Origin of the sequence: Pseudarthrobacter equi, from assembly GCF_900105535.1 — a bacterium.
GTDB classification, from domain to species: domain Bacteria; phylum Actinomycetota; class Actinomycetes; order Actinomycetales; family Micrococcaceae; genus Arthrobacter; species Arthrobacter equi.
Genome location: NZ_LT629779.1, coordinates 2,352,618 through 2,375,032 on the forward strand (window position 1 = coordinate 2,352,618; position 22,415 = coordinate 2,375,032).

A 22,415-nucleotide genomic window follows, 5' to 3' on the forward strand; every position below is an offset into this window, starting at 1 on the left:
GGCGGGGAAGGTTACTGGAACTGGCCGAACTGGAAGGGGCCGGTGCCGCCCAAGTCCACCAGTGGGCCGTCCACTACGGGACCGTTGATGACGCCGCCGTTCAAAATTCCGCCGGCGAGTACATCGCCCAGCAGAAGGGAGCCGGTGGCCTGCCGGGAAACTTCAGTTACGGGGCTGGACGCCGTAGCGGCCTGCGCGGGGAGGGTGGTTGCGGCCAAACCGGTCAGGGCCAGCAGGGAAGCGGCGGCGGTCCGGGTCATGGTCTTGGCACTCTGGTTCACGATCATCTCCAGTCAGGTAGCAAAAGTTTCCACACTCGTTCAGGTGTCATAAGGGCATTCGGACCTGACGCAGTACCGGATGGGCGGCAACGCCATGCAGGCCCATGGAGTCCCCCGGAGCCAGGGCTTCCGGGCAGTCGCTCCGGCTGAGGTTTCCGTGCCACACACGTATGGCCCGGCTGAAGTTTCCGCCGGGCCATACGTTCGTGGGTTGTGACCGCCTAGACGGCCGTGACCTTGATGAGCAGCGCGTGCTCCGGGTTGAGCATCGGCATCGGCAGGCCAACTTCGCCGAGGAACCGGCCGCTGGCCGTTGCACCGTCAGTGAGCCAGGCCGGTGGCTGCACCTGGGTGAACGTGTGTCCGTAATCGTTATCGCCGGGGGCCGGGAAGATGGGTTCCACCCGGTAGGTCCGGTCCGGGTCGAGTCCGGGCAGGCCCATCCGTCCCGGCTGCTCGGCACCCGAGGTGCGGGCACAGACAAAGGCGAACAGCGCCGCCGTCGTACCTTCCGCAGCGGGTTCCGCGGCCGCCACGCCGTGCAGCTGGTATGCCTCATCAGCGATGTCCGCGTGGACCGGGTGGCCGCTGTGGATCAGGCCCCGGTGCTCCTTGAAGAGCCCGACGACGCGCCGCAGCTCCTCCCGTTCCGCGCCCTGGACGCCGCGGACGTCCCATTCCATGCCGAAGTGGCCGAAGAAGGCGGTGATGGCACGGAAGGACAGGTCGTGCGTGCGGGCTGTGGTGTGCGAGGTGGTGGGGCCGATGTGGCTGCCCACGAGCTCCGGCGGAACCACGGCGCCGGTCCAGCGCTGGACGGCCTGCCGTTCCAGGGCGTCGTTGCAGTCCGACGCCCAGACACGTCCGGTCCGCTCCAGGATTCCCAGGTCAACGCGTCCGCCGCCGGAGGAGCAGCTTTCAATCTCGACGCCGGGATGGGCCTTGCGGAGCTCGTCGAACAGCCGGTAGGCGGCGAGGGTCTGTTCGTGGACGGACGCGCGGCCGGCATGGCCCTGTTCAACGATGTCCCGGTTCTGGTCCCACTTGAGGTAGCTGATGTTGTTCTCAGCCAGGAGTGCCGAGATCCGGTCGAAGACGTACTGCCAGGCTTCCGGATTGACGAGGTCGATGACGTGCTGGTTGCGCCATTCAAGGGGCAGCCGGCCGCCGTCCTTGTGGGCTACCGCTGAAGGGCCTGAAATCCAGTCCGGGTGGGCCCTGGCAACATCCGAGTCCAGGTTGACCATCTCCGGTTCCACCCACAGCCCGAACTCCATTCCCCGCGAGGTGACGGCTTCGATCAGCGGCGTCAGCCCGTCCGGCCACAGGGTTTCGTCCACGTACCAGTCGCCCAGGCCCGCGTGGTCGTCGCGGCGGCCGCGGAACCAGCCGTCGTCGAGCACGAATCGCTCCACGCCGAGGTCCGCTGCGGAATCGGCAAGTTCGATCAGGGTGTCGAGGTCGTGGTTAAAGTACACGGCCTCCCAGGTGTTCAGCACCACCGGGCGCGGCTTCGCGGCGGGAGCGCCGGCCGTGGAGGCTGTGCCGGCCGCGGCGGCAGGAAGGATGTGGTGCGGGCGGGACCGGAACCAGCTGTAGAAGGCCTCGGTGATGCCGTCCAGGCCGCGGTCCGAAAAGGCAGCGAACAGGGCAGGTGTGGTGTAGCTGCCGTCCGGCGCGAGGATGACCTCCGCGGAGCCCAGCAGTTCCGAGCCGCCGATCATGGTCCGTCCGTCGCCGATGGTGTCTGCGAACTGTTCATGGTTGCCGCTCCATGCCAGGTGGGTGGCCCAGACCTTGCCGTGCCGGTTGCCGAAACTTTGGGTGCCGGCGGCAAACAGGAGGGAAGAGTCGTGGCCGGTGCGGCCATGCCGTCCGGAGCGGACCCACGTGCCTTGCTGGATGGGCCGCCGCTGCGGGTGGCGTTCGCGGCACCAGCGTCCGGTCAGGTCAAGGAGTTCGACGGCGTCCGGCGCTACGGGGAGGACGGTGGCCAGTTCGTCCACCTGGAAGGGGGTGGTGCCGTTGTTGGTAAGGGTATGCCGCAGTTCCAGCAGGCCACCCGGGTGCAGTGTGAGGGCGGTGGCGACGCTGATGCCGGTGTCGGCATCGGCCTGGACAATGGTGGCCCGCCCGGGGCCTGCGGTGTCCACCGACGTGACGCGGAGGCGGGAAGAGAAATCCATGCCGGGGGCGCCGTCAGTGATCCGGTTGCCGCGGAGGGCAGGGCGGCCCCGCCAGGACGAGGAAGCCTGGGGGAGGAGTGCGGCCGGGACGCGGGCGTCCACGGAGGAATTTCCTACGGGCGTGGTGAGGACTGCGAGGTCTGGAAGTGCTGCACCCAGGTCCGCGCCCCAGTGGATGACCTCGGCCTCCCCGCTGTCGAAGCTGATCAGCAGGCTGGTGCCGGCGGAACGGAGGTGCAGGGGATCCATGGTGGTCTCTTTCGGTGTTCAGGGTGCGTCTTAAGTTACGCATAACGGGAATGCCAGGGAAGGGGGTGGCCGGGTGCCGCCGCCGCGAGGAGGAGGACGGCGGGACCCGGCCGGGTGGCTGCGACCACAAACGCAGCCACTTTTTTAGGGGTTACTTGAACAGCGCGTTGACCTGTTCGTTGGCGGCCGTCAGCGAACTGACCGGCGCCTTGCCGGACACTACGGCGTCCATGGCCGGTTCCATGATGCCCTTGACCTTGGCGGTGTTGTCCGTGATCGGGTACAGGAACGTGGTCTTGTTCTTCACGTGCTCGGTGAAGGCGGTGACGTCCACGCCCTTGGCCTGGAATGCTGCGGCTGCCTTGTCCGAGGATGCCTTCAGTGCGGGGAAGACCACGGCTTTAGACGCAACGACGTCCTGGCAGGCGGATGAAGCCAGGTATTCAACCCACTTGATGGAGGCGTCCTTCTTCTTGGTGCCGGCCCAGATGGAGTCTGCCAGGCCGTTGAACATGGAAGCGCGCTTGCCTTCGGGGCCCACTGGGGTGGGAGCGATGCCCACCTGGATGCCCTTGTATCCGGTGTACTGGCCGATCATCCATGAACCGTGGGCGTTGATGGCGGACTTGCCGGCGGCGAAGGTGTCAGCCATGCTGGCGCCGACGGTGGTTTCGAGCTTGGGCATGTAGCCCCTGTCCGCCAGGCCCGCAAACCACTGCATGCTGTCCTGGAATTTCGGATCGTCATAGTTGTAGTGGGTGCCCCACGGGTTCTTGTCCGTGTGGGACCAGCCGGTGGTGTTGGTGAGGTAGCTCCACTCGGTCTGGCCGGAGGAGTCGCCGCCGCCGTTCAGGCCCAGGCCGTAGACCTGGACGTTGTTCTTGTCGAACCCGGGCTCGTCACCGCGCTTGCCGCTCTTGTCCACGGTGAGGTGGGCGATGACCTTCTCGTAGGTGCCGCCGTCCTTGGGGTTCCAGGTGAGGTCCTTCATCTGGTCCTCGGAGATGCCGGCGGAAGCGAGCATGTCCTTGTTGTAGAACAGGCCGATGGTGTCCCAGTCCTTGGGCAGGCCGTACCGCTTGCCGTCCTGGCCCACCCAGAGGTCCGCGAGGCCTTCGTTGTAGGCGGACAGGTCCACTTTGTCTTTGTCCACTGCGTCATCGATGGCCAGGAGCTGCTTGTTCTCGGCGAGCTCGCCGTACCGGCCCAGGTGGTTGGTGAAGACGTCCGGTGCGGTGCCGCCCACGAAGCCGTTGGTGAGGGTGCTCCAGTAGTCGTCCCAGCCGCGCTGGGTGATCTTGACGGTGATGTCCGGGTTGGCCTTGGTGAAGTCGTCGGCGCACTGCTGGTAGGCGGGGAGCTGGTTGGCGTCCCAGAGCCAGTAGCTGATTTCGCCCTTGCCGGCTTCGGCCGAACCGCCGCCGCTGCCGCAGGCGGAGAGAGCGAGGACTGCTGCGGCGGCCGCAGCAAGGGCACCGGTTGCTTTCATTTTCTTCATGGGAGGTCCTTTCAGGGATGTTTTCGGGCAGGCCGCCATGGCCCGCGCGAGGTTGCAGGAGAAAAAAGGGGGTCTACTTGATGCCGGAGAAGCCGATGGAGTTGACGATCTTCTTGCCGAAGGCGGCGAAGAGGATCAGGACCGGCAGGGCCGAGACGAGGGTGGCGGCCATCAGGCCGGACCAGTCCGGTGCGCCCTGCGGGGACTGCGATTTGAAGACGCCGAGCCCCACCTGGAGCACGCGGACGTCATCCTGGGAGCCGACCAGCAGCGGCCAGAAGTACTCGTTCCACTGGCCGATGAAGGTGAGCAGGGCGAGGGTGGCGATGGGGGCTGCGGCGTTGGGCAGGACAATCTGGAAGAAGATGCGGAGGTGCTTGGCACCGTCGAGCATTGCCGCTTCCTCTACCTCGCGGGACATGTTCAGGAAGAACTGGCGGAGGAAGAAGATGGCGAACGGGGTCATGAACAGATAGGGGAGGACCATTCCGAGCATGGTGTTGAGCAGGTCCAGGTTCTTGATCAGCAGGAAGTTGGGCAGCGCCGTGAAGATCGGCGGGACCAGCATGGTGCCGAGGAAGAGGCTGAAGACGGCATTGCGGCCCTTCCAGCGGAGCCGGGCGAAAGCGTAGGCGGCCATGGCACTGAAGAACACGGCCCCGGCGGTGGTGATGGAGGAGAAGACAACGGAGTTGCGCAGGTAGATCCAGAAATCGATCGCGGCGCCCGAGCCGCCTTCGGCAACGGCCTCCGCGGGAGTCTGCAGGCCGAAAACCCGCTTGAAGGCACCGAAGGTGAATTCGGCCGGGAGGAGGCTGCCGGCGTTGGTTGCCAGCGCGTTGTTGGTGGACAGCGCGGTCCGCAGCACCCAGAGGAAGGGAAGGACGGAGACGGCGATGGCCAGGATCAGCAGGGCCCAGGCGCCGGCGCGGCGTGGGTTGAACGGACGGTGCTTTGCCGTACGACGGCGGCTGGCCGGCTTGGCCAGCGGCGCGCGGCTTGCGGTGGTGGTCATGGAGGACTCCTTAGTCCAGGTCCGACTCGTTGCCCTTGAGGAACTTCATCTGGATGAAGGCCACCAGGGCGAGGATGAGGAAGAGAATGACGGCGATGGCCGATCCGTAGCCGAAGTCCGACTCCGTGAAGGCGCGCTGGTAGATGTAGTACTGGATGACGCGGGTGGCGTTCACCGGGCCGCCGCCTGTGGTCACCGCGACGGTGTCGAAGACCTGGAAGGAACCGATGACGGTGACCACCAGGACCAGTACCAGGACCGGACGCAGCAGCGGGATGGTGATCTTCCGGAAGGTCTGCCATGCCGATGCGCCGTCCAGCTTGGCCACCTCGTAGACGTGGCCCGGAATGGACTGCAGGCCGGCGAAGATCAGCAGCGCGGTGTAGCCCATGTGCCGCCAGGTGTTAATCAGCGCCTGCGTGGGGATGGCCCATTCCTCGCTGCCGAAGAAGGCGGCCCGGGGCAGGCCGGCCCACTCGATGAACTGGTTCACCACGCCGATCTGGTAGTCCAGCATCCAGAACCACAGCAGGGCGGCAATGACGTTGGACATCAGGTAGGGGAGCAGCAGTGCGCCCCGGATGATGGTCGACTTGGCCACCTGGTGCATGAGCAGCGCCAGACCCAGTGCCAGTGACGTCTGCAGCGCGATGTTCAGGACGACGTACTGGCCGGTGACGGCCAGTGAGTTCCAAAACAGGGGATCCTTGGCGATCGCCTGGTAGTTCTCCAGCCCGATCCATTCCGGATCTCCGAGGATGTTGTATTCCGTGAAGCTGAGGTAGATCCCGCGGATGGTGGGCACCAGGTAGAAGAGGACGAATCCGATCATGGCCGGTGCGATGAAGAACAGGGCAATCCTGACCTCGCTGCGGGTGCCGGGCAGCTTCCGGTTAAGCCGTGTTCGCTTGGGGTTTTGCTCCCCCGAACGGGGGCTCCTGGTAAGGGTGGTCATCTTCGACCCTTCCTGATTGTGTGATGTGCCTAACAACCTGAGCTGCAATCTACACGAGTAGATGGAGTGAGGCAAGAGATTAATTTATGCCCCGAAACGGCTTGATTTTTATGGCCTGGAGTTGTTGACTCGAGTAGAACAACTGAGTTCCCGCATTGGCAGGGCGGGAAACACATACTGGATTCCTGCTTCTGCGCCGCCACCGGCGCACATCCACTTCCACACAGAAGGAAAACAATGACGTTCTCAATCGGCATCGTTGGCGCCGGCCAGTTCGGCGGCCAGTTTGCCCACCTGTTCAACCTCCACCCCGGCGTCAGGGAGGTGTACGTGGTGGATGAGCGCCCGGAACGCGCTGCCGAGGCGGTGGATCGCTACGACCTCGCCGGTGTGAAGCCGGATTTTGAGGCCCTTCTGGCCTCCGATGTTGACGCCGTGGCCATCTTCACCCAGCGCTGGACCCACGGTCCGCTGGTTGAACGTGCCCTCCGCGCGGGCAAGCATGTCTACTCGGCCGTGCCCATGGCGGTGACGGAAGAAGAAATCGCCCGCATCATCGAAGCCGTCCGTGAAACCGGCCGGGTGTACATGATGGGGGAGACCAGCTACTACAACCCCGCCACCGTCTACGCCCGCGAACAGCACGCTGCAGGCAAGTTTGGGCGGATCTTCTACTCTGAGGGCGACTACGTCCATGACATGGACCTGGGCTTCTACGACGCCTACCAGTACAGCGGCGGCGACCGCTGGAAAGAGACGGCCAGCTACCCGCCCATGCTGTACCCCACCCATGCCATCGGCGGCGTCCTTGGCGCACTTCCGTCGCATGCGGTCAGCGTCAGCTGCTTCGGCGTGAAGGACGACCGCAATGACGGCGTCTTCGACAAGGACGTCAGCATGTTCGGCAACGACTTCTCCAACGCCACGGCCCTCTTTGAACTGAACGACGGCGGCGTGATGCGCACCAACGAAATGCGTCGCGTGGGCTACCCCTCCCACATCCGGGAGTCCCGGTTCCGCTTCTTCGGAACCGAGGCCAGCTTCGAACAGCTCGCCAAAGTCACGGTGTGGCAGGACAAGAAGAACGTCCACGACATCTCGGAACAGATGGAGACGCGGCCCAGCATTCCGCTGGACGATCCGTCCCTGGCCAATGTTGCGCCCGAACTGCGTGACGCATTCGTATCAGGGCTTGCTCCCGTGCACGACGCGGGGCGGCTGCCGGAGGAGTTCCGCGGCGCCCCTAACGGACACGAGGGCAGCCACCACTTCCTGGTGGACGACTTCGTCACCGCCGTCAACGAGGGAACGTTGCCCCCGGTCAACGCCTGGGTGGCCGCACGCTTCACCCTGCCCGGCATCGTGGCCCACGCCTCGGCGCAGCAGAACGGGGCGCGGCTTCCCATCCGCGACTTCGGCGACGCCCCGGCCAACCCCTAGGAGCCATGTACTCCATGACCATGTCGGCTGTGCCGGGGCCCCGGGGGCCTGTGACGCGTAAGGATGTTGCGCGGTTCGCCGGGGTGAGTACTGCCGTGGTGAGTTATGTGGTGAATGGTGGTCCGAAGCGGGTGGCGCCTGCCACTGAGGCGAAGGTCCAGGATGCCATCCGGCGGTTGGGGTACCGGCCCAATGCTGCGGCCAGGGCGTTGAAGCTGGGCTCGAGTGAGACGATCGGGCTGGTCATTCCGGATAACAGCAACCCGTTCTTTTCGTTGCTGGCGCACGCGGTGGAAGAGGCCGCGGACGGGCTGGGCTATGCGCTGGTGTTGACCAATTCGGACGGGAACGTGGCTAAGGAGCGCCGGAACGTGCGTAACCTGGCGGCCCGGCAGGTGGACGGTGTGATCGTCTCGAGTGTGTTGATGGAGCCCGGGGTGGCGGACTTCGAGTCGGCGGAGGTCCCGGTGGTGTTGTTGAACCACAGTGCGGAGGCGCCGGGGTTCAACAGTGTGGGGGTGGATCTGGTGGCCGGTGCGCGGGCTGCCGTGGAGCACCTGATCGGTCACGGTCACACGCGGATCGCGTTGGCGATGGGAACGAACACGGGCAACTATTACGACGGCCGTGAGGAGGGCTGGTTGCAGGCCCTGGCCGGGGCGGGCCTGCCGGAGGGTCCCATTGTGCGGACCCCGTTCACGCGGGAGGGCGGTTACGCTGCGGGCAAGCGGCTGCTGGCCGGGGCGGAGCGGCCCACGGCTATTTTTGCGACGTCGGACCTGCAGGCCGTGGGGATCCTGCGGGCGCTGCATGAGGCGGGTTTGTCCGTGCCGGCGGATATGGCGTTGGCGTCCTTTGACGGGTCGGCGGAAGCGGAGTACAGCTGGCCGCCCCTGACCACAGTCAGGCAGCCGGCAAAAGCCATGGCCGAAGCCGCGGTCAACGCCCTGATCGGCACCGGACGGGGCAACACCCCCGAGCACCTCATCTTCCCCGCCGACCTCCAGGTCCGCCAATCCTGCGGCTGCCGCCGGGAATGATTCCGCAGGGCGGCGGGCCCGGAGGCGCCATACCCGACGCCTCCGAGAACTCGAGCGCGCGGACGCGAACCCTTCCGCCGGCGTCGTGCGTTCTTGCTCCGGACTTCAGGCCAAGGCGCTCGTCAAGGCTGTGATGGCGGCGAGTTGGTCGTTGTCCAGGTCGACGTCAGCCGCGGAAGCGTTGGCGTGGAGTTCTTCGACAGACTCGGCCCCCACGATGGCCGATGCCACAGCCGGCCGGGACAGCAGCCAAGCCAGTGAGGATTGGTTGAGTGCCAGTCCCCACTCGCGGCTGAGCCGGTCGAGTTCGCGGGCCGTATTGATCTCGCCACTGGTAAAGCCGGGCCCTGCGAAGCGCTGGTCGCCGCTGACGCCCCGGTCAAGGACGCGAAGATCAGCAAGCAGGCCACCGTGCAGCGGGGCGTACGGGATGATCGAGACGCCAAATTCGTCGCAGGCCGGCGCCAGTTCCCGTTCGGCTGTGCGGTCGATCAGGTTGTACTTCACCTGGGTGGCCACGGGTCCGTAGTAGCGGCGGTCGTCGGCGAGCCACAAAGCGTGGACGAGTTGCCAGGCGGGGTGGTTGGACAGGCCGATGTAGCGGATCTTGCCTTGGCGGATGAGATCGTCGTACGCGCTGAGGGTTTGTTCGAGTGGAGTGTCGGGGTCGGGGTTGTGTGCGTAGTAGAGGTCGATGTAGTCCGTGCCCAGGCGCCGCAGGCTGGTCTCGACCTGCGCGATGATGTGGCGGCGCGACAGGCCGCCATCATTGATCCCGGGGCCAACATGGACCTGGGACTTTGTAGCGATGACTGCCTCATCGCGGCGGCCGCGCAGCGCGCGGCCGAGGATCTGCTCGGCGGGTTCGCGGTCTGCGGACGCCGGGGCGCCCGGGCGATCGAAGACGGGCATGTTGCCGTAGGAGTCTGCGGTATCGATGAAGTTGATACCAAGGTCGAGCGCCGCGCCGACCAGCCGGCCGGCTTCGCGCGCGTCGGGTGCAACGCCGAACGTCGCGGTACCGAGACAGATCCGGGAGACCTTGAGGCCGGTCCGGCCGAGGATGGAATACCGCATGAGCACTTCCCGGGTAGTCGTAGGGACCTCTTCTGGACATGAACCATAACCGAATGGTAGGTTTTCGTCAACGTCCCGGAAAAAGGAAGTGCCTGAATGGCCGGCAAGGCTGTCTCTGCCCCCAGGGGCCCATATAAAACAGGGGTGCGGCGGCGGGAGCAGATCGTGCAGGCGGCCCTGACGGTCTTTGGTGAGCAGGGCTTTGCCGGCGGATCCATCCGAACCATCGCCGAGCGCGTCGGTGTCTCGCATGCCACGCTGCTGCAGCACTTTGGCAGCAAGGAAGGACTGTTGACGGCGGTGCTGGAGGAGTGGGACCGCCAAACCGTTGAAACCGGCCTCTCGGGAGTTGAGGGGCTGGAGTACTTTCGGCGCCTGCCCCTGGTCATGAGCGCACACCTGGCCAATCCTGGCCTGCTCGAACTTTTCATCACCATGGCCGCCGAAGCGTCTAACCCTGCGCACCCCGCCCATACGTTCATCCGGCACCGATATGACCGCAACCTCACCATACTGGCCGGACACCTTCGCCAGGCTGCCGATGCGGGCGAAACAACGTCCTTAGCGCCGGCACAGATTGATATGGAAGTCCGCATTGTGACGGCCGTCCTGGACGGCATCGGACTGCAATGGCTGAACGACCCCTCCACGGACATCGTCCAGGCGGTCGCCACGTTCATGGACCGCACCATCGCCGACTGGAGCCGCCACTAGCCTGTGCCGTTCTGGTGACGCTTTCCGGCTCCTGCGGCGGGGCGAATCAGCGCTGCGTCGCGGGTGGACCGTGGGCCGGCCCCCAATTCTGGTACCGGCCCACGGCGGGGGCCGGTACTGCATTGGGCCACCCTCACCTGTTACCGCATCCTCGGTGCAACAGGTGGTCTTTAGCCCGTTTCCAGGGCAAAGCTACGGAGGGAAGCGTGGTGGATCGCTGAACCATTGATGGTTGGCGTAGAACTCACGGGGGCTCCCTTGCGCGCACTGTGCGGGCTGGCTGCTCAACCACGAGTAGCAACAAGATACCCCACTCGGCGCCGTCAAGCCACGGTGACGCCACTGATGTGTACAGATGAATTGTCCGCCGGTGTTGATGGTTTGATTAGTCAGTGCTCCGTATTCGACGTTATGTGGTTCTCTGCCTGTTCCTGATCTGCGTGGGCACCGCATTCTCGTTCTGGGCTGCCGGGAAGTCCGGTGCGGAGGACACCGGCCAGATCCTCCCACCGCCCCCGCTGGCGGGCGTGAAACTCGATGCGGGGCGTAGCGGAATGACAACGGCCGTCAACGTCACGGCAAGCCCGGATGCCCAGTGGCTCACGGATGCAGCGGCGCAGACCGGCATCCCTTCCCGTGCCCTGCGGGCCTACGTTGCCGCAGCCGCCTCGGCCAATGGATCTTCCCCGGCCTGCGGAATCGGTTGGAACACGCTGGCCGCCATCGGCTCCGTGGAATCGGGACACGGAACCCACGGCGGTGGCAGCCTGGACACGGACGGGCAGGCAAGCGGCGCCATTGTTGGCCCAAGCCTCGACGGCGAAGGATTCGCCGCAATCCCGGACACCGACGGCGGCGCACTGGACGGAGATGGCCAGTGGGACCGGGCCGTCGGACCCATGCAGTTCATACCCTCGACGTGGCGGCTGGTGGGTCGAGACGGCAACGGCGATGGAGCAGCGGACCCCTTCAACATCGACGACGCCGCCCTCAGCGCCGCCACGTATCTTTGCCTCAACGGCCGCGACCTTCGGACGTCCCAGGGGTGGACGCAGGCCATCTACTCGTACAACCAGTCCGATGCCTACATCCGCCGGGTCAAGGACAAAGCGGTCACTTATGCAACGGTGACCGGAACGCTGAGATAGATTTCGAGGCAGTTCCAGCCCCGGATTTCCAGGGGCCGGCTAGGTGTGTTCACCCCTTCGGGAACAACGGCGCAGCGGCGCACGTTGGAGACACGTCAAGTGAGCAGCCGGCAAGAGAGATGAGATGCACCCGTGGCAACCGATTATGACGAGGTCCGCTCCGATGTAAAGGAGTCCCAGGACCGTTCCCTGGAGGCGTTGCAATCTGCCAACGCCCCCGACGCCCGCAGCGTTGTTACCCAGTTGGACGAAGCGGATGCACTGGATGAAGGCCTGACCCCCGGTGGAGAAATCGTCTCTGAGGAACTGACAGTCCAGGTCATTCCCCAGGGCGCGGACGAATTCACCTGCTACTCCTGCTTCCTGGTCCGCCACCGCTCCCAGCTGGCGCGGGAAAGCAACGGCCATTCGTACTGCAGCGAGTGCGAGGGCTAAAGGCAGGAGCGCTGGCAACAGCGCCGCCCAAGGGAGGTCGGCGGAACCATCGTTCAACGAAGGTGACCAGGGGACTGGCCTGTCCGGCTCCCGGGGCTTAGCCCAGGCGCAATGCCACGGCGAGGTCCGGGGCCAGCGACTTCGCGAACGTGTTCGTCATGTGGTTGTCGCGGTAGACAAGGACATTGCCAATAACCACCGGGCAGACGCCGTCGCGGCAGAAATGGCGGGACAGGTCGATCGTTTCAACCCCGGGAACACTGCCGGCGGCAGTCACCAGAGTGTCCGTACCTGCAAGGGCCTCGGCTGCGGACGTTGCGCATTGATCCTGCTTGCCGTGCTTCTGCAGGCATTCCACCGGATTTCCGCCGGGGTACGGCGGATCGGCGATCACGGCGACGCGCAGGCCCGCCCCGCGCAGCCGTGACAGGGACTGGACGTAACCCTCAGCCAGCGGGGATTCCGGGGACCAGTGCCACCCGAGCGCCTTGCGGTAGCCGTCCTCGCGCATCCCCGCCACCAGGACCAGATCCGGTTTCTGCCCGATAATCTTCTCGGCAGTGATGGCGTTCTGCGCCGAGCAGTTGGCATACACGGTGTCCGCGGAGCGTGGCGGCGTCAGCGCAAACGGGCAGCCGTTGCGCACCATCGCGTGGATCCTGAGCGGAATCTTCTTCGACACCGCAACGAGCGGATCCACGAACTGGCCGGCGTGCGAATCGCCCACCACGACCACTACGGGCGCCTGCTGGTCCTGTGACCCGAACCAGCAGTCAGTATCAGGCACCGTGGCCGGATCGTAGACACCGCATGCGCCAACACTCGTGGCCGGAACGTCCTGCATCGCCACGGACGGATCCGGGCGGACGGGCATGCCCGCGGGAACGGCGGCGGGACGCTCGGACCACGCCTGGGCGCCGGGGTAGTCCCGGTCGGACAGGGCAGTGGACAGCTGGGCCCGCTTGACCTCAACAACCTGCCACGGCGCCCACGCCGCCACGGTCACCAGCACCGCGCTGCACATGGCAAGGACGTACACCTTCCGGTGGCCGCCCCACCCGGTGTTCCGGCTGGAAGGGTGCCGGAAGCGCTGCTCCACCCAGTAATAGGACGCAGCTGCGAGCCCGAGGCTCAGCACTGCCAAAAGGACGGCCTCCCTGATCCGTGGCGCGCGGCCCAGCAGGGCCACGGCGAACACGATGACTGGCCAATGCCACAGGTAGAGCGAGTACGAGACGTCGCCAATGAAGGTCAGCGGACGGAGGCTGAGCACCCTGGACGCTGACCACGGAACGGCTGCCGCCGCGCTGCCTGACCTCAGGAGCAGTGCAGTGCCGAGCACGGGTATGGCGGCGATGCTGCCGGGGAACGGCATATCGGTGGTCAGGAAGAAGACGGGGATGACGACGGCGGCCACGCCCACCCAGCTGGCAAGGGCGGCACGGCGCCCGGTCAGGATGCCCATGGCCGGCACCAGGGCGGCCAGTCCGCCGACGGCCAACTCCCACACCCTGGTGCCCGTCACGAAGTAGGCCAGGGTGTGTTCGTTGTTGCTGAGGTAGATGCTGTACGCGAAGGACACCAGTGCCACCGCAGCCAGTGCGGGAACAATGAACGTGTCTGCCGCCCGGTTCAGGCGGCGGGCGGCCAGCACAAGGCCCAGGAAGAAGAACGGGATCACCAGGTAGAACTGTTCCTCGACCGCGAGGGACCAGAAGTGCTGAAGCGGTGACACTTCCCCAGTTGCCCCCGCATAGGACACCGCGGACAACGCCTGGTGCCAGTTCTGCACCTGGAGAAGCGAAAAGAGCACATCGGCCGAGATGCCCTGCCAGCGGCTCTGCGGAAGCAGCAGCACGGTCCCCAGCAGGACCGCCACCAGCACGGCAGCCGACGCCGGGAAGAGCCGGCGGATCCGCCTGGCATAGAAGGCGGGGACGGAGATCGACGAGTGCTTGGCAGCTTCCCGTGCCAGGGAACCGATGATCAGGAACCCTGAAAGGACGAAGAACACGTCGACGCCGATGAACCCGCCCGCCAGGGCCTCCGGCCGGAGGTGGTAGACCACCACGAGGCCAACGGCCAGTGCGCGGAGCCCCTGGATGTCGAGCCGTGGGGCGTGCCCGGTTCCGTTGTTGGCGCGCTTGACCGCGGAGGCATGCCTCATTGCGTCCCCTCTGAGTACTTCTTCAGTCCCGCGCCGTGCGCAGGGAAAATCAGGGGCGAGCGGAGGCTCGCCGACAGGAGATTCTATCGGATGCCGGGTGGTTACTCCGCGTGCCGGAGCACGTCCGGGAGTTCTTCGACGTACACCGTTTGCGGCGGTTCGAAGTAGATCACCAGCACCTCCTCGCCCACTGCGAAACCGCTCGCCTTGTCGAAGGGGTGTGCATGGAAGGCCATGGTTCCGCCGAGATAGGGCAACATGACCTCGCCGATGGTGCCGGGCCCGATCCGTCCCGTCACCCGGGCGATCTTGCCTGTCAGGCTGCGGTCGGCATTCCTGTGCATGGCCTTCCTAGGCGCCGGGAGCCGTTGGTGTCCGCGAGGAGTCTTTGGCGTCCTTGCCGTTGCGGAGTGCGGTGCGCAGTGCCGGCAGGTAGTCGCCGGCCTGGGCCAGGATCCCGCCGAGCATCTTGTTGACGCCCTCGCCGCCGTTCAGGACTGTCATTTGGCCAACGTGCGAGAAGGGTTCGGCGGCGGCCGCGATGATGGCGGGCATGTTTTCGGCGAGCTGCTGGGAAATCACGGCGTCCTGGTTGCTGGCCAGGGCTTCGGCCCGTGCCTTGATGCCGTCCGCCTCGGCCAGGGCCTTGGCCTTGATGGCGGAGGCGGCAGCATCGCCCTTGGCCTTGGTGGCCGCAGCCTCGGCCTCACCGGTGACCTTGGTGGCGCCCGCTGCTGCAGCCGCGGCGGTGGCGTTTGCCTGTGCCGTCATTTCCGTTCGGCGGGCGTTGGCCTGGGCTTCGAGCTCTGTGCGCCGTGCCAGGGCTTCTGCGGCGCTGATGTCTGCCGCCTTTTGCCCTTCTGCGTCGGTGCGCTTGGCATAGGCCTTGGCGTCTGCGGGCTTCCGGATGGTGGTTTGAAGCTTTTGTTCCTCGCGGTCGGCCTCGAGCTTGGCGACTTCGGTTTCCTGGACCACCACCTGCTGGCGTGCTGTGGCCTCCGCCAGCGGACCGGCCTGGGCAGCGTTGGCCCGGGCACGTTCTGCGTTGGCCTGCGCCACGGACTGCCTGATGGCGGAAAGGCTTTGGGCGTCAGCGATCAGTGCCGCCGCTTCGGCCTCCTTCTCGGCCGCCTCCCGGTTGCGGGTGGCCTCGGCGATCCTGGCTTCCATCTTCACCTGGGCAATGTGCGGCTTGGCGATGTTCTGGATGTACCCGGTGGGATCCTGCAGATCCTTGATCTGCAGCGAATCCACCACGAGGCCGAGCTTCTCCATTTCCACGCCGCTGGCGCTGCGGACCTGCGAAGCGAGCTTGTCCCGTTCCCGGATAATTTCCTCCATGGTCATGCTGCCGATAATGGATCGCAGGTGCCCCTCGAAGACGTTGTAGACCTGGCTCTCCATTTTGGGCTGCTGGCCGAGGAAACGGCGGGCGGCATTGGCAATAAACGGTGGCGCGTCCCCAATCTTGTAAATGACCACCCCTTCCACCACCACCTGGATTCCCTGCGAGGTGACGCAGGAAACCTTGAGTTCCGTTTCATTCAGGGTCAACGAAAGTGGGCGCACGGTCTGCAGCCCGGGTAGTACCAGTGCCCCCTTGCCCGTCACGATCTTGAAGTCCATGCCGGCACGGGTATCCAGGGTTCCGCGGGTCAGCCCGGAAATGATCAGGGCTTCGTTGGGTTCTGCCACTTTCCACATCAGTTTGGTGGCCACCCAAATGAAACCAACGGCAAAAAGCACTCCCAGGATGATCGCAATGAGCGGGAAGAATGGTGAGAAGTCCGGCATGACCAGGTCCTTTCACGGGTTCGACAACCCGCCTCGGATAACGCCCCAATAATGCAGCTGCCCATTCCCGGCCGATCAATTTGTGCCCGTAACTGCCCATCCGCTGGCCAACTGTTGTAGCCAGTCTGATTGCGGCCTGCCGAAGAGTCCATAGCCCGGCCCCTGTTATTTGCCCGCGGCAACAAAACAGCGCACGACGACGGCGTCCGGGCCACGCAGGCAGGCCCGCCGCGCCGCCGTCGCGGCACAACGGGCCAGGTCCTCATCCGGGGGACGCCTCCCCGGACCCGGACCGGTGTCAACGGCCGAAGAGGTGTTCAGGATGCCGGAGCGGCCTCCGGAGGTGCGGCGTCCGAGCCCGCCCCGGGTTGCAGGTCCACTGCCTCCCGCTGCAGGGATGCAGGTGCGTCCGCGGCAGGACGTGTAACGCCGGTGCCCGTGGCCGGTGCCGGCGTGATGTTCTGGTTGATGTGGAAGAAGTTGTCGGGATCGTATTTGGCCTTGATTTCTGCAAGCCGCGCGTAGTTCGAACCCAGCGTCTCCTCGATGCGCGCTTGATCGTCCGAGTCCTGGAAGTTGAGGTAGCCGCCCGGCTCGGAGAACTCATGCAGTGCCGTCCAGTAATCGCGGACCCACGCGATGTTCGCCTCATTCTCTGAGGCGTCGGGCCACTGCCCTGCGATCACCGGCGCAAAATTGACGTTCCGGTGGGCGAAGGCCGTGGCTTCCGGAGCCACCCGCTGGACTGCCCCGTCAATCGGGTAGAAGTGGTTGGCCGTATGGATGCTCGGGATGCCAGGCGATTTCTCGACGGCGACGCGCAGCGCATCGTCGCTGAGGGTCCGGAGGAAATCGGCCTTCCAGTATCCCTGGAGTCCGGGAACATTCAGCCCGTCGAACATCATGTTCAGTGCGGGATAGGGCATGGGTGCGAAGAAGCTGCCCAGCGGTTCTCCTGCGTCCAGCATCGGCTGCCAGTGGGCGGGGCCGGCGTCGGGATCGCCGGTCCACATGCCCACGACGACCGTAACCGGCCGTCCATGCCATTCCTCGGGCAGGAACGGAACCGGTGGCCCCTGGTGGAAGCCCAGGAACGCTCCCATTTCCTCAGGTTCGGCGGCAATCCATTCGCGGTAGGCAGCACCCACGCCGGCTCCGGTGGACGCGTCGAAGAAGATGATGCCCACATGGACCATATCCACGGGGTGCAGCCGGAACTCGAGCGAGGTGACCACGCCGAAGTTGCCGCTGCCGCCGCGCAAAGCCCAGAAGAGGTCAACGTTCTCGGCGTCGCTGGCCGTCAGGAATGAACCGTCAGCCAGCACGACGTCGGCCCCGATGAGGTTGTCGCAGGACAGGCCGTACTTGCGGGCAAGGTAGCCGATGCCGCCGCCCAGGGTCAGTCCACTGACGCCGGTGGTGCCGACGATGCCGCCCGTGCTGGCCAGGCCGAAGGCGTGTGTGGCGTGGTTGTAGTCAGCCCACGTCGCGCCGGCTTCGACGCGCGCTGTCCTCGCTGCCGGGTCAACCCGCACCCCGCGGCGCGCCGAGAAATCCAGGACCAGACCGTCGTCGACCGTTCCGAATCCGGGGGCGCTGTGCCCGCCGCCGCGCACCGCAACATCAATGCCGAGGCCGCGGGCGAAGCGCACGGCGGCCATGACGTCTGCCGCCTGGGATACCTGCAATACCGCGGCTGGCCTGCGGTCGATCATGCCGTTGTAGACGTGCCGGGCCTCCTCGTAACCGGCGTCCCCTTCTTCGATGACCTGTCCGCGGACCTGTTCGCGGAGCACGTCAAAACGATCGCTACCCATGACAACTCCAGATGTGTACCAAGACCAGGGGGCAGCCGACTCCATACGGGGCCCAGCGGGGGCCAGCGCGCTGACCTTTTCGGTATACGCCCGGCCACCACCGCCGTCAAGGCTCAGGAACCCGCCCCTGCCCCCTATGTTCGGCCGGTATGGAGCCCGGCGATTTACGGGGCAACTGGCGCAGCGGGAGCCGCCTCAGCTTTGGGTTGGCGGTGGCGAGGACGGCTGCCGCTTCCTGCTGCGGGCACGCCGCACCCGCCAGATCACCACGGCAACGAGGCCAATGACCACGACGGCGGCAGTCACGTCTTCGCCCGCGGCCTTGGCTACGGCGCCATAGGAGTTGCCGGCGAGATAGCCGAGCAGCACGAAGCCCGCACCCCAGATGAGCCCGCCCGCGGCGTTGAAGGCCAGGAAGCGCGGATAGTGCATGCCGGAGACGCCCGCCAGTGCCGGCATCAGGGCCCGGAAGAGCGCCACGAACCGGCCGAGGAAGACTGCTGATCCGCCGCGGCGCCGCAGGAAGTCCTGGGCCTTGTCGAGGTTGTCGCGGTGCCGGAGCAGGAACCGGTTCTCCAGCAGCCTGGGGCCCATATGCTTGCCCACCTCGTATCCCACACTGTCGCCGATGATGGCGGCCAGCACCACCAGCCCCATCATGACGCCCAACTGCACCTGGCCGCGGCTGGCCACCACCCCGCCCAGCACGGCGGCCGTTTCGCCGGGAATGACGAAGCCGATGAACAGTGCGTCCTCGGCGAAGACAAGCAGGGCCACCAGCGTGTAGGCGAGCGCCGGACTCACGCCGAGGATCCCGTCCACCAGGCCTCTCACGGGAGCGCCGCCGCCACGGCCTGCCGCCATTTAATCTCCATGACTGCCATTGTGTACCCACTCCGGCGGATCCCGGCCGGGCAGGTCTGTCCGCACGGCATTTACAGATCTACACTGAAGCATTCCCACCGCGGCCAGGGCACGGACGCCTCGGAACAGATGATCAGCGTCAGATCGAAAGGGCCGGCCATGGGCAACGCCTCGGAGAAGGCAAACCGTGCAGTTTCCGGAGCGGCGTCGGCGAGCCGGAGCCCCGCGCTGCGGGTGTTGGCCCGGGCCGGATACGTCTTCATTGGGCTGCTTCACATCCTGATCGGGGTGATTGCCCTGCAGATCGCCGGCGGGCAGGGCGGCGAGGCTGACCAGACCGGCGCCATCGGGGCGGTGGCCTCAAAGCCCGGCGGCGTCTTCCTGCTGTGGGCGGGTGCGGTCGCCTGCGCCGCGCTGGCCCTGTGGATGGTCAGCGAGGCAGTTTTTGAGGCGCGTTCCCAATCGGAGTCCAAGAAGAAGCTGCAAAAAGCCGGTACTGCAGGCGGGAAGGCGCTGGTGTTCGGGGTCCTCGCCTTCACGTTCGCGGTGTTTGCCACCGGCGGAAGCAAGAGTTCAAGCCAGTCCGCCACCGACTTCACCGCGAAACTGATGGCGGCGCCTGCCGGAGTGGTGCTGTTGGTTGTTGTGGGACTCGCCATCATCGGCGCCGGCGGGTACTACGCCTACAAGGGCTTCAGCCGGCACTTCATGGAGGACCTGCAGGACCCCGGCAACGCCCGGACAGCCGTTGAATGGACCGGCAGCGTCGGGTACGTGGCCAAGGGCGTGGTGCTCGCCGTCGTCGGCGTCCTGGTGATCGCCGCTGCCGTCACCGCCGATCCGTCAAAGTCCACCGGCCTGGACGGGGGACTGAAGACGCTCGGCTCGCAGCCTTACGGCACCGTCCTGCTGGCTGTCATCGCGGTGGGGCTGGCCTGCTATGGGGTGTATTCGATGGCGCGGGCACGCTACGGACGCTTCTAGCCGCCTGCTGGCCGCCGGGCGCGGTGCACGCTCAGCCGATGGGCCACCACTCGGGAAGCAGTTCGCGCAGGTCCGCCAGGAATTCGTCCACCGGGCGGGGCGAGGCCTCCACCAGCCGGGACTCCATTGCGCCCACCACGCCGTAGGCGATGAACCGGGCAACCATGGGCTGCGGGACTTCCCGGCCGCCCGGTGCGGGTACGGCAATGGCGCGCCGTTCGAGCAGCAGGCGGACCGAACTTTCGAAGTGCGCTCCGAGCATGGCGTGCAGGCCGCCGGATCCGGCGTCGGTGACCAGTCCCCGGCGGTAGATGGCGCGGTGCCGGTCCAGGTGACGGACCACGTCGGCCGTGACCGCGCCGATGGCCGGGCCGATGTCGCCGCCGGCCGCGCTGAGGTGTTCCGCGCGGAGCACGTCCAGTTCGTCGGAAAGGACCTTCCGCAGCAGGGCTGCAGGGGAGGCTGCGTGCTGGTAGAAGGTGGACCTGTTGACCCCGGCGGCGGCTGCGACCTGCCCCGCAGCGAGCGTTCCGGCGTCGTTCTCCCCGGCAAGGTCCAGGATGGCGGAGGCCAGCTTTTCCCGGCTGCGAAGAGCCCGCGGATCGCGAAGCGCAGGTGCTTCGGGGTCCTGCTTCGGTTGCGATGTCATGCAGGTCACACTCCCGGGTGATCTTGGCCGCCGGCGGTGGATAAACCGCCACGTCGAGCGTACCGTTCTAACTATCCAACAAATGTCGGATAAATGACTTGGGCCGCTTCGTTGACAACTCGGCCCGCTGTGGAAAGGAAGCACCCATGTCCCGTTTTGACGGACGAGTCGCCATCATCACCGGAGGAGCCAGCGGCATCGGCCGGGCAACTGCCGTCCGCTTTGCCGGCGAAGGCGGGTCCGTGGTGGTTGCGGACATCCAGGACGAACTGGCCGCCCAGGTGGCCGCAGAGATCGGCGCCGCCGGCGGGCACGCGCGGGCCTTCCACCTGGACGTGACCAGCGAGTCCGGCTGGGCGGGCGTCGTAGCTTTCGCCCTTGAGGAATTCGGCAGGCTCGACGTACTGGTCAACAACGCGGGCATCGGCGACAACCAGGCCATCGAAGACACCAGCCTTGAGACGTATGCCAAGGTGGTGGCCGTGACGCAGACCAGCGTATTCCTCGGCGAAAAGGCCGCAGCGGAAGCCCTGAAGGCGTCCGGCAACGGTGCCGTGGTCAACGTGTCCTCCATGTTCGGCATCGTGGGTGGCTTCGGAACCTCTCCCGCTTACGCGGCGGCCAAGGGCGCCGTTCGCACCCTGACCAAGAACACCGCACTCGGCTGGGCCACCCAGGGAATCCGCGTGAACTCCGTCCACCCCGGCTTCATCGACACCCCGATCCTCGGTGACACGGACCGGAAGCTCCTGACGGACACCACGCCCATGGCCCGGCTGGGCCGTCCCGAGGACGTTGCCGCCGTCATTCTCTTCGCCGCCAGCGACGACGCCGCGTTCATGACCGGGTCCGAACTGGTGGTCGACGGCGGCTACACCGCCCGCTGACCGGACCGCCTCCGGGCATCCAACCAAACACCATGCAGCAGAAACAGGAAGGGCATCGCATGCGCGCGATCGTATTCAAGGAATGGCAGCAGTTTCCCGCACTCGAGGACGTGGACCGGCCCACCCCCGGTCCAGGCGAGGTGCTGCTGAAGGTGGCCGGTGCCGGAGCCTGCCACTCTGACGTCAGCATCTTCGAGGACTTCACGGCCGAAGTTCCCGGGAACATGACCAAGGGCTTCGTGCTGGGCCACGAGAACTCGGGGTGGGTGGAGGAATTGGGCGCGGGAGTGGGCGGCATTGAGGTGGGTGCCGCCTACCTGGTCTACGGTCCCATCGGCTGCGGCCACTGCAAGGCCTGTTCCCGCGGCCAGGACACCTACTGCGAGAACGCCGCAACCAACCCTTACCTGGGTATCGGCCTGGGCCGCGACGGCGGCATGGCTGAGTACGTCACGGTCCCCGTCCGCAACCTGATCCCGCTCGGCGATGCGGATCCCATCGCGGCGGCACCGCTGGCCGACGCCGCCCTGACTCCGTACCACGCCATCAAGACAGCACTGCCGCACCTGAACGGCGGCGGACGCTATGCGCTGGTGGTGGGGCTAGGTGGCCTGGGACAGATCGCCGTCCAGATCCTCAAGGCCCTGACCGGAGCCACCGTCATTGCCACGGACATGAAGCCCGAGGCGATGGCCAAGGCGGAAGCGGCAGGGGCCATCACGGTTCCCGGCGGCCCGGACCAGGTGGCACGGATCCGGGAAATCACCGGCGGCCGCGGCGTGGACGCCGCCTTCGACTTCGTCGGTGTTACTCCGACGATCGCCACCGCCACCGGTTCGATGGCGGTGGGCGGGCGGCTGACCGTCGTCGGGATTGCCGGCGGCGTACACGAATGGACGTTCTTCAACACCCCCTATGAGTCCACCATCACCAACACCTATTGGGGAACCATCGAGGAACTCCACGAAGTGGTGGACATGTACCGGGCGGGGCAGATCATCCCGGAAATCGAAACCTTTTCCCTGGATGACGGACTCACCGCATACCGGAAGCTGGCGGACGGGCAGCTGAGTGCCCGCGCCGTGGTGGTTCCGCACCAGGCCTAGGACGTGGTGGCCGGGCTGAACGGTCCGGCCACCGCTTACAGACCAGAAGGCCAGCGGGAGCACCCGCCGAAGCGCGTACCTGGCCGGGAATATGGTTGAATCCCTCGAT

Annotated in this window: 20 protein-coding genes and 1 pseudogene; 8 read left to right on the top strand and 13 right to left on the bottom strand. The window is 66.0% G+C overall.

All coding sequences use genetic code 11. From position 1 onward, the window contains the following. Positions 1–11: 11 nt before the first annotated feature. The 5 genes from BLT71_RS10560 to BLT71_RS10580 form a co-directional block, all read right to left on the bottom strand. Entirely contained in the window at positions 12–281 is a 270-nt protein-coding gene (locus tag BLT71_RS10560) for a hypothetical protein (RefSeq protein WP_157693458.1), read from the bottom strand. Between the two features lie 221 nt (positions 282–502). Next, positions 503–2,716 (bottom strand): alpha-galactosidase, encoded by a 2,214-nt coding sequence (locus tag BLT71_RS10565; RefSeq protein ID WP_091719904.1) that lies wholly within the window; start codon positions 2,714–2,716, stop codon positions 503–505. A 151-nt stretch (positions 2,717–2,867) separates the two neighbouring features. Further along, positions 2,868–4,214: an ABC transporter substrate-binding protein gene (locus BLT71_RS10570; RefSeq protein WP_172829953.1), complete on the bottom strand. Its 1,347-nt coding sequence runs from the start codon at positions 4,212–4,214 to the stop codon at positions 2,868–2,870. 73 nt (positions 4,215–4,287) lie between these two features. Beyond that, entirely contained in the window at positions 4,288–5,229 is a 942-nt protein-coding gene (locus BLT71_RS10575) for a carbohydrate ABC transporter permease (RefSeq protein ID WP_091719907.1), read from the bottom strand. A gap of 10 nt (positions 5,230–5,239) precedes the next feature. Continuing rightward, the gene (locus tag BLT71_RS10580) at positions 5,240–6,184 is read right to left on the bottom strand and encodes a carbohydrate ABC transporter permease (RefSeq protein WP_091719909.1); all 945 of its coding nucleotides are present in this window, start codon (positions 6,182–6,184) and stop codon (positions 5,240–5,242) included. Between the two features lie 237 nt (positions 6,185–6,421). On the opposite strand from BLT71_RS10580, the gene BLT71_RS10585 reads away from it, so the two are divergent. Both BLT71_RS10585 and BLT71_RS10590 read left to right on the top strand, forming a co-directional pair. Next, positions 6,422–7,624, top strand: coding sequence for a Gfo/Idh/MocA family protein (locus BLT71_RS10585; RefSeq protein ID WP_091719912.1), 1,203 nt, complete (start codon positions 6,422–6,424; stop codon positions 7,622–7,624). 5 nt (positions 7,625–7,629) lie between these two features. After that, positions 7,630–8,664: a LacI family DNA-binding transcriptional regulator gene (locus BLT71_RS10590; RefSeq protein WP_172829954.1), complete on the top strand. Its 1,035-nt coding sequence runs from the start codon at positions 7,630–7,632 to the stop codon at positions 8,662–8,664. Between the two features lie 105 nt (positions 8,665–8,769). Here the strand turns inward: BLT71_RS10590 and BLT71_RS10595 are convergent, their stop codons facing one another. Beyond that, on the bottom strand, positions 8,770–9,741 hold the full coding sequence (locus BLT71_RS10595; protein WP_091719914.1) for an aldo/keto reductase: 972 nt from the start codon (positions 9,739–9,741) through the stop codon (positions 8,770–8,772). Between the two features lie 96 nt (positions 9,742–9,837). On the opposite strand from BLT71_RS10595, the gene BLT71_RS10600 reads away from it, so the two are divergent. From BLT71_RS10600 to BLT71_RS10610, 3 genes are all read left to right on the top strand, one after another. Then, positions 9,838–10,455 carry a TetR/AcrR family transcriptional regulator gene (locus BLT71_RS10600; RefSeq protein WP_091719916.1) on the top strand — a complete coding sequence of 206 codons (618 nt, stop codon included), beginning with the start codon at positions 9,838–9,840 and terminating at the stop codon, positions 10,453–10,455. Positions 10,456–10,847: 392 nt separating this feature from the next. After that, positions 10,848–11,603, top strand: coding sequence for a lytic transglycosylase domain-containing protein (locus BLT71_RS10605; protein ID WP_091719920.1), 756 nt, complete (start codon positions 10,848–10,850; stop codon positions 11,601–11,603). Positions 11,604–11,735: 132 nt separating this feature from the next. Beyond that, a complete protein-coding gene (locus tag BLT71_RS10610; protein ID WP_056078803.1) occupies positions 11,736–12,038 on the top strand; it encodes a DUF4193 domain-containing protein in 303 nt (100 codons plus the stop codon). A gap of 97 nt (positions 12,039–12,135) precedes the next feature. Here the strand turns inward: BLT71_RS10610 and BLT71_RS21050 are convergent, their stop codons facing one another. From BLT71_RS21050 to BLT71_RS10635, 6 genes and pseudogenes are all read right to left on the bottom strand, one after another. Continuing rightward, positions 12,136–13,062: an SGNH hydrolase domain-containing protein gene (locus BLT71_RS21050; protein WP_407681247.1), complete on the bottom strand. Its 927-nt coding sequence runs from the start codon at positions 13,060–13,062 to the stop codon at positions 12,136–12,138. A 93-nt stretch (positions 13,063–13,155) separates the two neighbouring features. Beyond that, positions 13,156–14,205: pseudogene (locus BLT71_RS21055) on the bottom strand (acyltransferase family protein); the annotation flags it as partial. 101 nt (positions 14,206–14,306) lie between these two features. Continuing rightward, entirely contained in the window at positions 14,307–14,549 is a 243-nt protein-coding gene (locus BLT71_RS10620; protein ID WP_015936959.1) for a hypothetical protein, read from the bottom strand. Positions 14,550–14,556: 7 nt separating this feature from the next. Then, positions 14,557–15,999 carry a flotillin family protein gene (locus BLT71_RS10625; RefSeq protein WP_091719925.1) on the bottom strand — a complete coding sequence of 481 codons (1,443 nt, stop codon included), beginning with the start codon at positions 15,997–15,999 and terminating at the stop codon, positions 14,557–14,559. Positions 16,000–16,316: 317 nt separating this feature from the next. Then, on the bottom strand, positions 16,317–17,816 hold the full coding sequence (locus tag BLT71_RS10630; protein ID WP_091719927.1) for an FAD-binding oxidoreductase: 1,500 nt from the start codon (positions 17,814–17,816) through the stop codon (positions 16,317–16,319). A 195-nt stretch (positions 17,817–18,011) separates the two neighbouring features. Next, the gene (locus BLT71_RS10635) at positions 18,012–18,680 is read right to left on the bottom strand and encodes a DedA family protein (protein WP_231994259.1); all 669 of its coding nucleotides are present in this window, start codon (positions 18,678–18,680) and stop codon (positions 18,012–18,014) included. Positions 18,681–18,839: 159 nt separating this feature from the next. Between BLT71_RS10635 and BLT71_RS10640 the strand changes: the two genes are divergently transcribed. After that, on the top strand, positions 18,840–19,664 hold the full coding sequence (locus tag BLT71_RS10640) for a DUF1206 domain-containing protein (protein ID WP_091719930.1): 825 nt from the start codon (positions 18,840–18,842) through the stop codon (positions 19,662–19,664). 31 nt (positions 19,665–19,695) lie between these two features. Here BLT71_RS10640 and BLT71_RS10645 read toward each other — a convergent pair whose 3' ends face one another. Continuing rightward, the gene (locus BLT71_RS10645; RefSeq protein ID WP_091719932.1) at positions 19,696–20,313 is read right to left on the bottom strand and encodes a TetR family transcriptional regulator; all 618 of its coding nucleotides are present in this window, start codon (positions 20,311–20,313) and stop codon (positions 19,696–19,698) included. A 146-nt stretch (positions 20,314–20,459) separates the two neighbouring features. Here BLT71_RS10645 and BLT71_RS10650 point away from each other — a divergent pair, with 146 nt between their 5' ends. Together BLT71_RS10650 and BLT71_RS10655 are read left to right on the top strand one after the other, a co-directional pair. After that, positions 20,460–21,200, top strand: a complete 741-nt coding sequence (locus BLT71_RS10650) for an SDR family NAD(P)-dependent oxidoreductase (RefSeq protein WP_091719934.1) — start codon at positions 20,460–20,462, stop codon at positions 21,198–21,200. 59 nt (positions 21,201–21,259) lie between these two features. Further along, complete coding sequence (locus BLT71_RS10655) at positions 21,260–22,306, top strand: NAD(P)-dependent alcohol dehydrogenase (RefSeq protein ID WP_091719937.1); 1,047 nt, start codon at positions 21,260–21,262, stop codon at positions 22,304–22,306. The last annotated feature ends 109 nt before the right edge of the window (positions 22,307–22,415 follow it).